We start from the raw sequence: 14,610 nt of genomic DNA, 5'->3' as shown, positions 1-14,610 counted from the left end.
ATGGAAGCAACAGGATGCCGACATGCCCGAAACCGCCCGGCAAAAACCCTCCGCCCTGATCAGCATCAGGATCGACCTTGTGCCGATCGGCCGGCTCGGACCGGGCAAGGTCGAGCTCTTGGAGGCGATCGAGGCATCGGGTTCGATCTCGGGCGCCGGACGCGCCATGGCGATGTCCTATCGCCGGGCCTGGCTCCTGGTCGACAATCTCAACCGGATGTTTCGCCAGCCGCTCGTCGAGGCCGCGCCCGGCGGCGCCAAGGGCGGCGGCGCGCATCTGACGCCAATGGGCCGCGAGATCGTGGCGCATTACCGGGCCATCGAGAGCAAGGCCATGAAAGCGGCCGCCCTCCACATCGACGCCCTGCGGGATGCTGCAGCCGAGCCGACCTCCTGATGTCCCGTTGGGTGCCAGCCACCCGGATGGCAAAGCGGTTGCATCCGAACAGTCGTGATGGCGGCGACCAGGCCGCTCGAGGCATTAAGGCGAGAGCGAAGCGATATGAATGACGGCCTGATCGCCTCGGACGCCACGCGCATGGTCCCCGCGCCCGATGACCCGCGTTCGTTGCGGCGACGCGAGGATCAGCGCTTTCTCACCGGCGCGGGCCGTTATCTCGACGATCAACCCGTCCCCGGCGAACTCTTCGCCGCCATGGTGCGCTCGCCCCATGCCCATGCCCGCATCCTCGCGATCGATACCGCGGCAGCCGCCGTGATGCCCGGTGTGCGGGGCGTCTACACCGCCGACGATCTCGACGGGCTTCACCCCCTGCCCTGCTACATCGTCGTCAAGACAGTCGATCCGCTGGTCGTGCCACCGCGCTTTCCATTGGCGCGCGAGCGGGTGCGCCATGTCGGCGACCTCGTCGCCTTCGTCGTCGCCGAGAGCCGCGAGGCGGCGCGCGACGCCTGCGAGCAGGTCGTCGTCGATTATGACATCCTGCCCGCGGTGACGGAACTGCGCGGCGCGCTGGACCCTGAGGCCGCGCAGATCTGGCCGGAAGCTCCGGGCAACCTGGCCTTCCGCTTCGAGCGCGGCGACCGGGAGGCGGTGGCGAAGGCCTTTGCGAGCGCCGCCCATGTCGCCTCCTGCGACCTCGTCAACAACCGCATCGTGGCCGCCGCCATGGAGCCGCGCATCGCGCTCGGCCGCTTCGATCCGGTGAGCGGGGTCTACAGCCTGGCGATCAGCGGCGCTTCGGTGCACGCCATCCGTCGCGAGCTGGCTGAGGGCGTCTTCGGCCTGCCCCTCGACAGGATCGAAGTCTCCTGCCCCGATGTCGGCGGCGGCTTCGGCATGAAGAACGTCACCTATCCCGAATATGCCCTGGTGCTGTGGGCGGCGCGCAGGCTCGCGCGGCCCGTGCACTGGACGGCCGACCGCCTCGACGAGTTCACCAGCGGCGTGCATGGCCGCGACAACCTCACCGAGGCGCGGCTGGCGCTCGACGCCAAGGGCCGTTTCCTGGCGCTGGCGGTGGAGACGCTCGGCAATCTCGGCGCCTATGTCTCCTCGCTCGGCCCGGGAAGCTCGACGAATTCACCATCGACCGCGATGGGCGGGCTCTACGACATCCCGGCCATGACGATGGATGTACGCGGCGTCTTCACCAACACGGCGCCGATCGATGCCTATCGCGGGGCAGGCAAGCCGGAGGCCAACTATCTGCTGGAGCGGCTGATCGACACGGCCGCGTATCAGCTCGCGATCGATCCGGCGGAACTGCGCCGGCGCAACTTCATCCGGCGTTTTCCCCATCGCAGCGCCTTCGGCACCGTGATCGATTGCGGAACGTTCGCGGAAAATCTCGACCGGGTCCTGGCCGCGGCCGACCGCGCCGGCTTCGCCAGGCGCAAGCGCGAAGCGAAGAAGCACGGCAAGCTGCGCGGCTTTGGCATCGGCTGCTTTCTGGAGACGTCGCGCGGCCAGCCCAATGAAGAGGCCTGGCTGACCGTGCGGCGCGACGGCACCATCGACATGGCGGTCGGCACGCAATCCAACGGCCAGGGTCATGAGACAAGCTTCGCCCAGGTCGCAGCACAGCGGCTGGGACTGCCCGTCGAGACCTTCCAGCTGGTGCAGGGCGACACCGCCCTGGTGCCGCGCGGCGGCGGCCATGGCGGGGCGCGCTCCTTGCATCTGGGCGGGACGGCGTTGCTGATGGCGGCCGACGACCTGATCGCCAGGGCGCTCCCAGTCGCGGCGCAATTGCTGCAGGTCGCAACGGGCGAGCTCACCTTCGGCGATGGTCGCTTTCGCACGGAGACCGGAGCCGACGGCCTGGCGAAGGAAATCGATCTCTTCACGATTGCCCGGCATGTCGCGGAAAGCACCGGCGCGGCGCTGAGCAGCCATGGCGACAATGTCTGCGACGTCATCACTTTTCCAAACGGCGCGCAGGTCGCCGAGGTCGAGATCGATCCCGAGACGGGAGCCGTGTCGCTGGAGCGCTATGTCGCCGTCGACGATTATGGCCGATTGGTCAATCCGCTGCTGACGGAAGCCCAAGTCCATGGCGGGCTGGCGCAAGGCATCGGGCAGGCCCTGCTCGAAGAGGCGCTCTACGACCCCGATTCAGGCCAGCTGCTCAGCGCGACCTTCATGGACTACGCCATGCCGCGCGCCGACGACATTCCGTTCTTCGATCTGGAAATGGTCGAGGTGCCGACGAAAGCCAATCCTCTGGGCGCGAAAGGCTCGGGCCAGGCCGGCTGCATCGGCGCACCGCAAACGGTGATGAACGCCGTCCTCGACGCGTTGCGCCCGCTCGGCGTGACGCATCTCGACATGCCCGCAACCCCTGCCCGCGTCTGGCGGGCGATCAGAGATGCGCGGACGGCCCAAAAGCCTTAGAAACGGCCCCCTGCGATAGAACCACGCCGTCATTCCGGGGCAGGCCGCAGACCTGAGCCCGGAACCCAGAACCGATACGGCTCTTCGTCAGGCTTTGATATCAGAGGCTTCTTTGGAGCCCGCATCGGTTCTGGGCTCCAGGCTCGCGCTTCGCGGCGCCCCGGAATGACGGCGTGTTCCAGAGCCAGGACGATATACGCTAAGTCATCACCAGCCCACCATCGACATGGAGCGTCTGCCCGGTGACGAAGCCGCTCCAGTCCGAGGCGAGGAAGAGGACGGGGCCGGTGATGTCCTCGGGCGCCGCGATCCGGCGCAGCGGCGTCTGGGCAATGAGGGCGTCCCTCACCTCCTCCTTGGTCGCGCGGCTCGCATCGGTCGGATAGACCAGCCCGGGTGCCACGCAATTGACCCGGATCCCCAGGGGGCCGAGCTCGGCGGCAAGGGTCCGGCTGAAGCCGATCAGGGCCGATTTCGCCGTGGTGTAGTCGTGATAGGGAATGCTCGGGCGCGCGACGAGATCGCTCGTCATGTTGACGATGCTGCCCCGCAGCCGCTGCTTCATCAAGGGCAGCACGGCCTGGCAGATGTTGTAGGTCGCTTTCAGCGCGCCATCGAATTGCGCCTGATAGGCCGACCACGGTGTGTCCCAGAAGCGCGTCCGGTCATCGGGATCGAAGACATAGGGCGCGAAAGCGTTGTTGACGACGGCGTCGACCTTGCCGACCTCGTCGGCGATGCGCGCCATCATCGCTGCGACCTCGCTCTCCGAGGTTACATCGGCTGCGATCGCCAGGGCCTGCCCGCCCAGCGCCCGGCAAGCCTCGACGACCTGCAGCGCCGCCGCCTCATTGCTGCGGTAGTTGACGACGACGAGCCCGCCCTCGGCGGCGAAAGCTTTTGCAAGCGCAGCCCCGATGCCCCGGCTCGCGCCCGTGACGATGATGGTCCTGTCGCGGAAATTCATGGCGCTCGCCCATCTAAAAGTTAGAGCAGGATCAATGCGAAAAACCGGTGCCCACTTTTTCGCATCCTGCTCTATGGGATCAGGTCGGATTTGACGACCTGCCCGATATCGATCGGCTTGGCGATCAGGCCGAGCTGCCTGAAGGTATCGGCCCCCTTCTGCATCGGCTCGGGGTCGAAATGGCCCAGGCCCTTGCTGTCGGTGGTCGGGGAGACGGTGGAGCGGTTGCGCAGCTTGATGATCTCCAGATTGAGCGCCTCGTCGCGGCCATTGATGGCGCGGGTGACGGCGATCTTCGCAGCCTCATCGGGCTTGGCGATCATCCAGGCCGCGCTGTCGCGATAGGCGGCGAGAAAGCGCTTCAGCAGCGGCTTCTTCGCCTCATAGGTCGCCTGCGTTACCACGAAGATGTCGCTGGGCAGGTTGAGATGGTCCTTGACCTCGATGATGTCGACCTCGGGCAGGCCCTTCATCCGGCCGACCAGAAGGCCCGTATCGGTCGCGGCGGTGGCGTCGACCTGCCCCTGGATCAGCGGCGCGAAGTTCAGCAGGCCCGTGACCTCGATGGTGACGTCGCTCTCGGTCAAGCCGACCTGCTGCAGCAGCACCTGCAGGTTCTGGCGCGTGCCGCTCGACAGGCTGTAGACGCCGACGCGCTTGCCCTTGAGGTCCGCCGGTCCCTTGATCCCGGCGCTCTTGGGCGCGACCACGTTGAAGACGTTCTGCGGATAGATATTGTAGATCGCCACCAGCTTCTCGCCCTTGTCGAGGGCGAGATAGAGCGAGGCCGGGTCGGTGAAGGCGATGTCGGCCTTGCCGGTCAGCATGGTCTGGATGGCGGAGCCGCCGCCCGTGCCCGGGACATAATCCAGCGCGATCCCCTTCGCCTTGAAGAAGCCCTTGTCGGGTTCGGCGAGCAGGTTGGTGATCTCGCTGATCGGCTGGCTCCAGCCGGCGACGGTGACCGTGTCCAGGGTTTGCGCCCGGCTGGCACAGCCCAGCATGGCGGAGAAAGCCAGCGCCAGGGCGATGCAGCGACGTGAGGGGCTGAACATGGACTATCCTTTCAGATGATGGCGAAGCAGCAGGCGCTCGAGCCAGGTCGCGCCCTGGTAGAACAGCATTCCCATGAGCGTGATCACGATGAAGAGCGCGAACATCAGGCCTGAATCCATCACGCTCTGGGCAGCGATGATGGAGGCGCCGAGCCCAGCCCTGCCGCCGATGAACTCGCCGACGACGGCGCCGACCAGCGCCAGCACGACAGCGACGCGGACGCCCGCCATGATCACCGGCAAGGCGCTCGGCAGCTTCAACCGCAGCAAGGTCTGGAGACGCGTCGCGCCCAGCATGCGGAATAGCTCACGGCGCGCCGGATCGACCTGACCCAGGCCGGTCATGGTGTTCTCCATCAGTGGGAAGAAGCAGATCAGGGCGGTGATCACCACCGTCGAGGTCATGCCGAAGCCGAACCAGATGATAAAGAGCGGGCCGAGCGCGAGCTTGGGCACGACCTGGCTGGCAACGATGTAGGGATGCAGCAGGCGGCGCAGGAACCCGACCTCCGCCAGCACGATCCCGGCCGCGAGCCCGACCGCGCAGCCCAAGGCGAGGCCAAGCGCCATCTCGGTCGCCGTGATCTGCAGATGCGGCAGCAGGCGCCCGCTGGCGATCTCGCTCCACAGCGTCGCCAGCACGGCCGAGGGGGCCGGCACGATCAGCGCCGGCACGCCGGCCAGGCGACAATAGAGCTCCCAGCCGGCGAGCAGGACCAGCAGCAGCAGGGCCGAGGACAGGCGCGCGATCATCGTGGCGGTCATGGCGCCAGATCCATCGCCTGCCGCAACTCGCGACAGAGCGCGTTGAAGGCCTGGCCGTAGCGCATTTCGCGTTGGCGCGGCCGGGGCAGGTCCACGGCGATCTGATGGTGCAAACGCCCCGCCGCCATCACCGCGACGCGATCGGCCAGATAGACCGCCTCGGTGATGTCGTGGGTCACGAACAGCACCGTCGTTTCGTGCAGGGCGCAGAGCCTCAGGAGGTCGTCCTGCAATTCCTCGCGGGTCAGCGCGTCGAGCGCGGCGAAAGGCTCGTCGAGCAGCAGCACCGCCGGCTGGGTGACCAGCGCGCGCGCGACCGCGACACGGCTTTGCTGGCCGCCCGACAATTCGCTTGGGTAGCGCTGCGCATAGCCGTCCAGCGAAACCAGTTTCAGCAGATCGAGCGCAGCCTCCCGGTCCACCGCGCGGGGACGGCGCTTCAGCGAAATCGGCAGGAGCACATTGTCGAGCACGCTCGCCCAGTCCAGCAAAGTCGGGGCCTGGAAGACGAAGCCGATCTGCGGCCCCGGCTCGCGCAAGGCGGCGCCATCGATCCTGACGATCCCCTCATCGGGCAGGAGCAGGCCGGCGGCGAGCTTCAGCAGGGTCGTCTTGCCGCAGCCGCTGCGCCCGACCAGGCAATGGATCGCGCCGCGCGGGATCGTCCAGTCGACATGATCGACGATCGCGGGCCAGGCGCCATAGCCGTAGCTCGCGCGGTCGATGGCGACGAAGCCTTCGCTGTGCGGCTCAATCGACATAAGGCGCGAACCCGTCCGCGGCAGCTTCCGCCGCATGCTCGATCTCGGTCATGGTGACGAGGTCGAGCAGGTTGAAGCGCCCGTCATTATGCCAGCCGGCCTCGGGCGCGGTCATGCTGCCCAGCGCGCAGATGCGCGTCACGCCGACCTGCCCGAGCAGACCGGCAAGCCGGAACAGCTCCTCGGGCTCCGCCGCGATCCCGGCGCTTTGGAGGAAGGAGCGGAAGGGGGCGACCAGGCCGACGACATCGTCGAGCCTGTCGACAGCGACGATGGAAAGCGTCCGGTTCAGGCCACTGGGGGCCAGCGCCTGCGCGTCCTCGACATGGACGATGCTCCAGCTGTCGGCGGAATCGCCGAGAAGGTCGCGGTCACCGCTGAAGGCGCGAAGCTCCTGCGCGCCGCGCCAGGACGCGACGCCGGCAGCCTCCTCGATCGCAAGCGCGCGGCGCGGATGCTTGCGGGCGAAGCTCGCCAGCTCATGGCCGACATAGGCGGAGAATTCGCGCGGCGAGACACGCCCGCCGCGCTCGACGAAAAGCATCTGCGGGGAATAGCAGCCCTGCTGATCATAGCGCATCACGTCATAGGCGGCCCGCCGGGCGAGCGCGCCCGCCTTGCGCGTATCCAGCGCTGCGCGCGCGACCATGCCGAAGCCGATCTTGTGGCCATGCGGCAAATAGCGGGCGGTGACGGGCGCGCGATCCCGGATCGCCTTCAGCGCATCATTGCCGCCATAGGCGACGATGGCGTCCGCCTGCGCGAGCCACACGCGCTCGCCGGCCTCGTCGCCGCCCTTCCACCAGACCACGGCGAGGCATTCGCCCAGCCGCGGATCGATCTCGGCCAGGATGCGGGCGAACCAGCCTGCCAGCAGCGGCTCGGCGGTGGCGACCTTGCCGATGCTCCCGGCCTTGACCAGCAGGCCCGATATCAGGCTCCAGAGCGGCAGGCCCGGAACATTGCCGGCCCAGACATGCAGCAAGAGATCCGGCCCGAACGCCTTGGCGAAGCCGCCCTTCGGCCTGGGCTGGAAGTCGTCGAGGATCTGCGGATCGGCGAAATCCTCGGCCAGGAAGCGCTTGAGCTGCGGCTGCCGGAAGGTCTTCAGATAACCGGTCAGGCCGAGCCGGATCATCTCGGCATCATAGCCCGTCACGATCGGCAGCAATCTTTCGACCTTTTGCCGCCAGGGGTCGTTGCGATCGAGCAGGCGCGCGATCGCCTGGTCGATGATCGCGGTGATCTCGGCGACGCGCAGGGTCTTGAGATAGGTGCGGGCATTATCGCGCACGCGCCCCGCCAGCGCTGCGGCTTGCGCTTCGCTCAGCACGGGCACGCGGATCTCCGCCGCCTCGCCCCAGGCGCCGAAGTGAAGCGTCTTCCACTCCACCTCGCCGGCCGACAAGCCAGGCAGATGCCCCGCAAATTCGGTCATGACCTCAGCCACGGGCCGCTTTCAGGAATTCCTCGACCGCCACGGAGCAGCCCTTGGAATCGGCGCCATCGACGCGGCCCAGCAGGCGGAAGCCGCCGGGGACGACGATGCCGGCATCCTCGGTCAGGATCGCCGAGACCGAGTTGAAATGGGCGAGATCGTGATGGACCAGGACGCCTGTCTCGCCTGCGGGCAGATCCTGCCCCGTCAGCGGGTTCACCACCCTGGTGCGGATCCAGTGCGGGCCCGACTTCACCGGCGGGCAGGTCTCATTGCCCCAATCGTAGAACTGGGTGCTGAGCTCGGTCATGCCGTACATGTTGATGCAGCGATCGCGGGGCACGCCGAGCGCAGCCGACAGAGCGTCGTAGAACTCGTCCGCCGCCAATTCGCGCGACTGGCCCTTGAAGCCGCCAGTGTCGAGGATGCGGCTGCCCGGCGGCAGCGCAAAGCGCCGGCCCTGCCGCTGCAATGCGTCGAGCAGATGCACGAAGCTGTAGCTGGCGCCCAGCAGCGCATAAGGCTCGCCCCTCGCCTCGGCATGCGCCAGCGCCGCGAGCAGGCGCGCGGTGGCAAGGCCTGCCCCGTCGATGAAGCCTTCGCTGTCGGGCGTCCCGCATTCGCGCCGTGCCAAAGCAAGGTAATGCGCGAGCGAGGAATTCGGCATCGCCTGCTCGTCGGGGAACAGAATGCCCATGCGGATCCGGTCCAGCCCCTGCATGAAGCGCTGCCGGAAATTCAGGATCATCGAGCGGTCATAGACGGCCAGCGTCGGGTGATAGCTGCGTCCCCGCTGCCCGCCACGGGTCGTGCCGCTCGTCATGAAGACGTGCGCGATCTCCTCCGTGGGGCGGCAGCTCAGCGTCAGATCCTTGAAGGCGTCGATCGGAACGGCGGGAATGTCGCGCCAGTTCCGGATTGAAAGCGGCGTCCTGCCTCTCGCCGCGGCGAAGCGGCGATAGGGCTGATTGTTCTCGAACTGGTAGGCGAAGATGCGCAGCGCCAGCCGGTCGAAATCCTCGTCCGTCGCGTCTTTCCTGTCGAAGAACTCGAGCAGGGCCGCAATGATCTGCGCTTCCGTCACGTCCATGACACCTTCAAAGACATCAAGGCGCAATCCGGCACGTTTCCGGTCTGCGACCCGCTGTCCGGCCATTGGCGCGAGCATGGAAAAGGGGCGGCTTGCCACCCAATGTCCCGCATCCCTACGCCGGTATGAGCCGGATCAGGTTCGGAGGGTCACCGCGTTGCTCGAAACGGGTTCGAGCCGGCGGAATCTCAGCCTCCTAGCGAGGCCCCCCTGGGAACGGCCGCACCATGACGGCGGGAGCGCGGCCATGTCAAGAATGTGACATGGCGGCAGCTGGCTATCACGGCCTGACCTTAGCTCGCCTGGCTTTGAACGCGCGACTGCGGCAGGCTGGTGACGATCGCTCCCGCCACGACGAGCAATCCGGGCAGGACGATGCTCTCGCTCAGCATCTCCTTGAAGACGACATAGCCGATGAGCGTCAGGAACGGCACGCGCAGCGTGTCGGCGGCGCAGAGTTGCAGCGCGGAGCCATAACGCGACGCGTTCGCCAACGCCGTCTGCGTGACGAAGCCGGCAAGCATCAGCACACCGACCGCCAGCGAAGCTCCGAGCACGTCCTCGACATGGACGTCGCGCGGCTGAGCGGCTGCCCCCGCGTCGAGGCCGATGAAGAGCGCGCACAGATAAACCGGAAGCTGCACGGCATGCATGACGAACACGATCAGGACAACGCTCTTGCTCTCGGCCAGCCGGGCCAGCATCAAATTCGTGATCGTCAGCAGGGCGACAGCGCCGACCGGGACCAGCAGGCGCGGATCATGCGACACGCCCTGCGAGAACAGCAGATAGGCGCTTCCAACAGCGATGAGCGACAATCCCAGACAGGCGACCGCCCCCGGGATCAAGCCCGCGACCACGAGGCCCAGAAGCGCCGCGAAGAGCGGCCCAGAGAACTCGATCGTCGCGATGAAGCCCAGGGGAAGATTGGCCAGGCTCCAGATCAGCGCCAGGGACCCGATCAGATGAATCAAGCTGCGCTGGACATGATAGCCGAACTGCATGCCAGCCAATTGGTGCAGGACCGGCTTGCTCCTGAAGACGAAGAATCCGGCGAGGATGAGCGAGCCGGCGGAGCGGATCGCCGCGATCTCGACGATGCGGAAGGAATGCGAGAGATAGCGAATGGCTATCGCCACCGCGATATAGGCCAGGAAATAGGCCAGCATCCAAACCGAGAATGCGATGAAACGGCGCTTCAACCAGTCCATGGGATACCCAGAAGCATTCGCTCCAGGATGGCCATCCTCACCGGCAAGGACAATTTGACCTGTCGAAAATAGCCCGCATTCGGCAACGCGTCGCATGACACGTCGAGCTCGGAGAAACGCGGGAGGGGGTTCAGGATCAGGGTGTCGGATTTCGCATCGAGAATCTTCTTGGCCGTCAGCGTGAAGGGTTCGGTCTCGGTTTCCTTGTCGACGGCCTCGCTCCCCAGAGAGGCATGCGCGAAGCGGCTCATATCCTGCATCTGAATGATCAGGACGTCATGATCCAGAGTGTCCCTGACGTTATGAACGAAGGAGACCTTGCAGCCCAGGCTCGCAAGCAGCGCAATGGCTTCGCGCATCGGCGGATTGATCGGCACGCCCGGCAGGGAGCAAAGCGTGAAGCGCCGGGGCGGCGAGAGGCGCAGCATTTTCACGAAGGACAGGGCAAAGCGTGCACGCGTATCGCTCGACAAGGCAATCGACAGGTCTTTGACATCCCCGCGCAGATTGCGGATGGCGAAGAGATCGATCAAAGCCTGGGTCGGGTGCTCGTCGGCGCCGTTGCCGGCATTGATGACCGGCAGATAGCTCAACCGCCCGACCTGATATGGCAGGCTCTCGGTATGCGAGCGCACCACGATCAGGTCGCTATAGGCCTCCACGGTGCGGATATGATCGTCGAGCGTTTCGCCCGTCGCGCTGCCCATGCGGCTGCGGTCGGTATCGTAAACGTCGAGCGATTGATGCCCCAGGCGCAAGGCCGCGGCCTGAAAGCCCAGCCGTGTCCGCGTGCTGCGCTGGTCGAACAGGGTCGCGATCACCTTTGGCCGCCGCCTTATGAGATGAAGCCGGGCCGGCTGGTCGCCAGGCGCATCCTCTTCGTTCTCTTCCGCCAGCAAGCGTTCGGCGCGCGCGAAGATATCATCGAGATCGTCGCGCGATACGGAATCGGCGCCAAGCAGGTCCTTGCCGCTCGGATAGTTCGGCCTCTGCATGGCGCCTCGCTCCCGTTCCGGCTTTATTACCGCGGGGACGCGCTCAAGCAACTTCTGGCCGCTTCCTCACGGCAACCGCAGCAGGCGCCGTGAGGTTCCCGACAAGGCTCATCCTGTCGGAGGCCACGCGATCCTTGATGATGGCGAGCAAAGCCTCGTCGGACATCGGTTTCGCGAGGATGTATCCCTGTATCCCATGCAAGCTGAAGCGGCGCATCACGGCGAGCTGCGCCGCCGTTTCGATGCCTTCGACGATGATCGACAGCCCAAGCTTGTGAGCCAGGTCGGTGATCGCAGTCATCAGCGCATTCACCTTGACCGACGAATCGATCTCATGGCTGAAGGTCTTGTCGATCTTGATGATGTCGATCGGCAGTTTGGCCAGATAGCTGAGGGACGAGTATCCGGTCCCGAAATCGTCGAGCGCGATCCTGACGCCCATGGCTCGCAGCTTTTTCAGGCTCTCGATGATGTGCGGCGCATCCTCGATGAGCGTCGACTCCGTGATCTCGAGCGTCAGGCGGCGCGGCGGCAGTCCCGACTTGCGCAGGATGGCGGCGACGATCGCGACGAGGTCGTGATCGCTCTCGAACTGCCGCGCGGAGACGTTGACGCTAACGCCGACATTGCGCGGCCAGGCCAGGGCGGTGCGCACTGCGGTTTCGATCGCCCATGTCCCCAGCACCTTGATCAAGCCGGTGCGCTCGGCCACCGGAACGAAGGCCGCCGGGCTGACCACTCCGCGCCGCGGATGCTCCCAGCGCAGCAGCGCCTCGACCAGCGTGACGCTGCCGGAGCGAGGGTTGTAGATCGGCTGGTAGACGAGCTGGAATTGCCCGGCGCGGATCGCGTCGCGCAGATCGACCTCGAAGGCGAGATGCTCATCGTGCTCGACGCTCAGCTGCGGCGTATAGACGACCAAATGGTTCCGGCCGTCCGATTTGGCCTTGTAGAGAGCGATGTCGGCGCGCTTGAGGGCCTGTTCGACAGCCAGGCCGGCTTCGGCAACGACGATGCCGACGCTGACGGTCGCGGCGATGCTGCGCCCCTTGATCCGCCTCTGGGAGCCGATCCTTGTCAGGATACGGCGGGCGAGCTCGACCGCCTCGGTGCTTCCGCGCGACGTGACGATCATGAACTCGTCGCCGCCCATCCGCGCGGCGATGTCGCCTGAGCCAAGGCAGGACGCCAGTGTCTCGCCGATCGAGAGCAGCAATGCATCCCCGACATCATGCCCATAGGTGTCGTTGATGCTCTTGAAATCATCGACATCGATGGAGAGGAGCGCGGTATCTTGTTTGCGCGCCAATTGGTTCTCGATCTTGAGCAGAATCGAGCGCCGGTTATCCAGATTCGTCAGCGTGTCGCGATTGGCCAGGATCTCGAGCTCCTCCATCGTGCGATGGCGGGAGACGAACATCTCGTGGATGATCTGCGTGCTGGAGAAGGTCAGAATCGTCGTCAGCGCGACCGTCAGCGCGATCAGGACATAGGCCGGCTCCAAGGTCGCAGCCAATGCCACGGTGAAAGGGGCGCCGGAGATCAGGACCTGGATCTTCGTGATCAAGGGGCGCGAGGTGTTGCGCCCCGATATCCCCGCCAGATAGCCGATCGATTGCGCGATCGCCAGAACGGCGACAGGCTGGCTCGGATAGCGCCACAGCGCGTAGCAGCTGAATCCGGCAATGAGCGCGGCCGTTCCCCAGGCCCCGACCATCGCAAGCCGCTCGAAGCGGGCCGCGTCGAAGGTTGCGCCGGCGACGTCCTGAGTTCGTTCGTATAGCCTGTGGGAGGCGAACCGGAACAATCCGAGACAAGCCATCAGGACGGCCAGGCCATAGAACACGAGATCATGGCCGGCGAGCAGGCCCGCTCCCAGCATGACCAGGGTAACCGTGATCGAACCGACAAGAATAGGCCCGGGCGTGGCATAGAGCGCCGCGACAAGCTGGGCATTCATCGTATCGCGTTCTTCGGGGAGCCGTGCTGCCTCAGCAACATTATTTGTGCTTCTGGACATAGGACACACTCGGCTCAGAGCCAGGTTCAACCCGGCTCACATAATTCTGGCTCCTGTCGAAGCCTCCCGGAGAGCATCGGCCTTCAAGGTTGAATAAATCCTAAGATTGCCGACCTCATTTCGCGAGCCATGGGTTCCAGAGCGCGCGATCACGCTGTGCGCGAAGCGCCTGACGGCGGAGCGAACTCATGGTCTTGCTCCAGCTTTCGGCCTCGCTCCAAGCGAGCCAGTGCTTTCGCTTGGGCGGGATGGACGGGGCGCGCGAGTCCGAAATGCTCGCGCAGCGTCCGGCCGCCATAATCCTCCCGGAACAGGCCTCGCCGGACCAGGATCGGAACGACCTCGTCGACGAACTCCTCGAACGGTCGATATGACCTCGGATGTCGTCGCAGCACGATCCCGGCTCGCATCCGAGGCGCTGGCCAGTCTGGATAGCCGGATAGCCCGGCGGCGATCGCGTGATGTCGAGCGGGGCCTCGACTTCGATCAGCACCGCGGGACGCCTCGCCGCACCGCGAGCGCGGCTTGGGCAGAACGGCGCGACAGGCTGGCAACCAGCTCCTCGCTCCACTAAGACTCCCCCGGCCCAGCCGCCCTGCGGCTTGCGGCCATTGGCCCTGCGGTACCGAAGGGTCGGTCTCAGCGCTTCAGGATCTCGGATGAACATCGATCTCAACGCGGATGTCGGCGAAAGCTTCGGTCCCTGGACCATGGGGGACGATGCGGCGATGTTCGACATCGTCACCACGGCCAATGTCGCATGCGGTTTTCATGCCGGCGACCCCGAGATCATGCGAAAGACCGCCGAGCTCGCGCGCGGCAAGCATGTCGCGATCGGCGCCCATCCAGGCTTCGCCGATCTGATCGGCTTCGGTCGACGCCGCCTGCCGGGCCTGACCGAGCGGGAGGTCGAGAACCTCGTCGCCTATCAGGTCGGCGCGTTCAAGGCGGTAGCAGCGCTGACCCGCTATCCGATGACCCATGTGAAGACGCATGGCGCGCTCGGCAACATCTGCAACGACGACGATGCGCTGGCGCTCGCCGTCGCACGCGGCATCAAGGCGGCCGCCCCCGACGCACTCTTCCTGGTGATGCCGGGGATGGCGACGGAACGGGCGGCCGAAAAGCTCGGCCTCGCCTATTTCCGGGAGATCTATGCCGACCGGACCTATGATGACAGCTTCAACCTGACGGATCGCGCCAAGCCCGGCGCCGTGATCCATGATCCCGAGGAGGCGTGTCGGCATGTCATGCGCATGCTCGATGCCGGCGCGGTGGTGTCGGTGACCGGCAAGACGCTCAAGGTCGGCATCGATTCGATCTGCGTGCATGGCGATAATCCCCGTGCCGTCGCCTTGGCCCGGACGCTGCGCGACAGGCTCGAAGCGGCGGGCGTGACGGTGGCGCGCTACACCGCATCCTGACCCTTAGATCACGTTTCCCGCATTCGG

At 65.9% G+C, this 14,610-nt stretch carries 12 protein-coding genes, 1 pseudogene and 1 riboswitch; of the genes and pseudogenes, 3 read left to right on the top strand and 10 right to left on the bottom strand.

What is annotated here, in order from left to right; genetic code table 11:
* Nucleotides 1-22 precede the first annotated feature (22 nt).
* Both CYD53_RS22980 and CYD53_RS22975 read left to right on the top strand, forming a co-directional pair.
* Nucleotides 23-397 (top strand): winged helix-turn-helix domain-containing protein, encoded by a 375-nt coding sequence (locus tag CYD53_RS22980; protein WP_092164910.1) that lies wholly within the window; start codon nt 23-25, stop codon nt 395-397.
* A gap of 105 nt (nt 398-502) precedes the next feature.
* The gene (locus CYD53_RS22975) at nt 503-2,857 is read left to right on the top strand and encodes a xanthine dehydrogenase family protein molybdopterin-binding subunit (protein WP_245928387.1); all 2,355 of its coding nucleotides are present in this window, start codon (nt 503-505) and stop codon (nt 2,855-2,857) included.
* Between the two features lie 199 nt (nt 2,858-3,056).
* Here the strand turns inward: CYD53_RS22975 and CYD53_RS22970 are convergent, their stop codons facing one another.
* The 10 genes and pseudogenes from CYD53_RS22970 to CYD53_RS31045 form a co-directional block, all read right to left on the bottom strand.
* Entirely contained in the window at nt 3,057-3,824 is a 768-nt protein-coding gene (locus tag CYD53_RS22970) for an SDR family oxidoreductase (RefSeq protein ID WP_103720418.1), read from the bottom strand.
* Between the two features lie 71 nt (nt 3,825-3,895).
* The gene (locus tag CYD53_RS22965; RefSeq protein ID WP_103720417.1) at nt 3,896-4,879 is read right to left on the bottom strand and encodes an ABC transporter substrate-binding protein; all 984 of its coding nucleotides are present in this window, start codon (nt 4,877-4,879) and stop codon (nt 3,896-3,898) included.
* Between the two features lie 3 nt (nt 4,880-4,882).
* A complete protein-coding gene (locus CYD53_RS22960; RefSeq protein ID WP_103720416.1) occupies nt 4,883-5,644 on the bottom strand; it encodes an ABC transporter permease in 762 nt (253 codons plus the stop codon).
* Complete coding sequence (locus tag CYD53_RS22955) at nt 5,641-6,405, bottom strand: ABC transporter ATP-binding protein (RefSeq protein ID WP_103720415.1); 765 nt, start codon at nt 6,403-6,405, stop codon at nt 5,641-5,643. The genes CYD53_RS22960 and CYD53_RS22955 overlap by 4 nt, the downstream gene beginning before the upstream one ends.
* Nucleotides 6,395-7,843: an acyl-CoA reductase gene (locus CYD53_RS22950; RefSeq protein ID WP_103720491.1), complete on the bottom strand. Its 1,449-nt coding sequence runs from the start codon at nt 7,841-7,843 to the stop codon at nt 6,395-6,397. Before CYD53_RS22950 ends, CYD53_RS22955 begins: the two co-directional genes overlap by 11 nt.
* Nucleotides 7,844-7,847: 4 nt before the next feature.
* Nucleotides 7,848-8,933 (bottom strand): LuxE/PaaK family acyltransferase, encoded by a 1,086-nt coding sequence (locus CYD53_RS22945; protein ID WP_103720414.1) that lies wholly within the window; start codon nt 8,931-8,933, stop codon nt 7,848-7,850.
* 93 nt (nt 8,934-9,026) lie between these two features.
* Nucleotides 9,027-9,155: riboswitch (TPP riboswitch) on the bottom strand.
* Nucleotides 9,156-9,226: 71 nt separating this feature from the next.
* Nucleotides 9,227-10,144 carry a DMT family transporter gene (locus tag CYD53_RS22940; RefSeq protein WP_103720413.1) on the bottom strand — a complete coding sequence of 306 codons (918 nt, stop codon included), beginning with the start codon at nt 10,142-10,144 and terminating at the stop codon, nt 9,227-9,229.
* A complete protein-coding gene (locus CYD53_RS22935) occupies nt 10,132-11,139 on the bottom strand; it encodes an aspartate/ornithine carbamoyltransferase family protein (RefSeq protein WP_103720412.1) in 1,008 nt (335 codons plus the stop codon). Before CYD53_RS22935 ends, CYD53_RS22940 begins: the two co-directional genes overlap by 13 nt.
* A 43-nt stretch (nt 11,140-11,182) precedes the next feature.
* A complete protein-coding gene (locus tag CYD53_RS22930; RefSeq protein ID WP_181011988.1) occupies nt 11,183-13,099 on the bottom strand; it encodes a putative bifunctional diguanylate cyclase/phosphodiesterase in 1,917 nt (638 codons plus the stop codon).
* 281 nt (nt 13,100-13,380) lie between these two features.
* A pseudogene (locus tag CYD53_RS31045) lies at nt 13,381-13,521 on the bottom strand (LLM class flavin-dependent oxidoreductase); the annotation flags it as partial.
* A gap of 297 nt (nt 13,522-13,818) precedes the next feature.
* Between CYD53_RS31045 and CYD53_RS22920 the strand changes: the two are divergent.
* The gene (locus CYD53_RS22920) at nt 13,819-14,583 is read left to right on the top strand and encodes a LamB/YcsF family protein (protein WP_103720409.1); all 765 of its coding nucleotides are present in this window, start codon (nt 13,819-13,821) and stop codon (nt 14,581-14,583) included.
* Nucleotides 14,584-14,610: the final 27 nt, after the last annotated feature.

Source organism: Allobosea psychrotolerans, assembly GCF_002917105.1.
GTDB classification, from domain to species: domain Bacteria; phylum Pseudomonadota; class Alphaproteobacteria; order Rhizobiales; family Beijerinckiaceae; genus Allobosea; species Allobosea psychrotolerans.
This window is presented reverse-complemented; position numbering and strand designations above follow the sequence as displayed.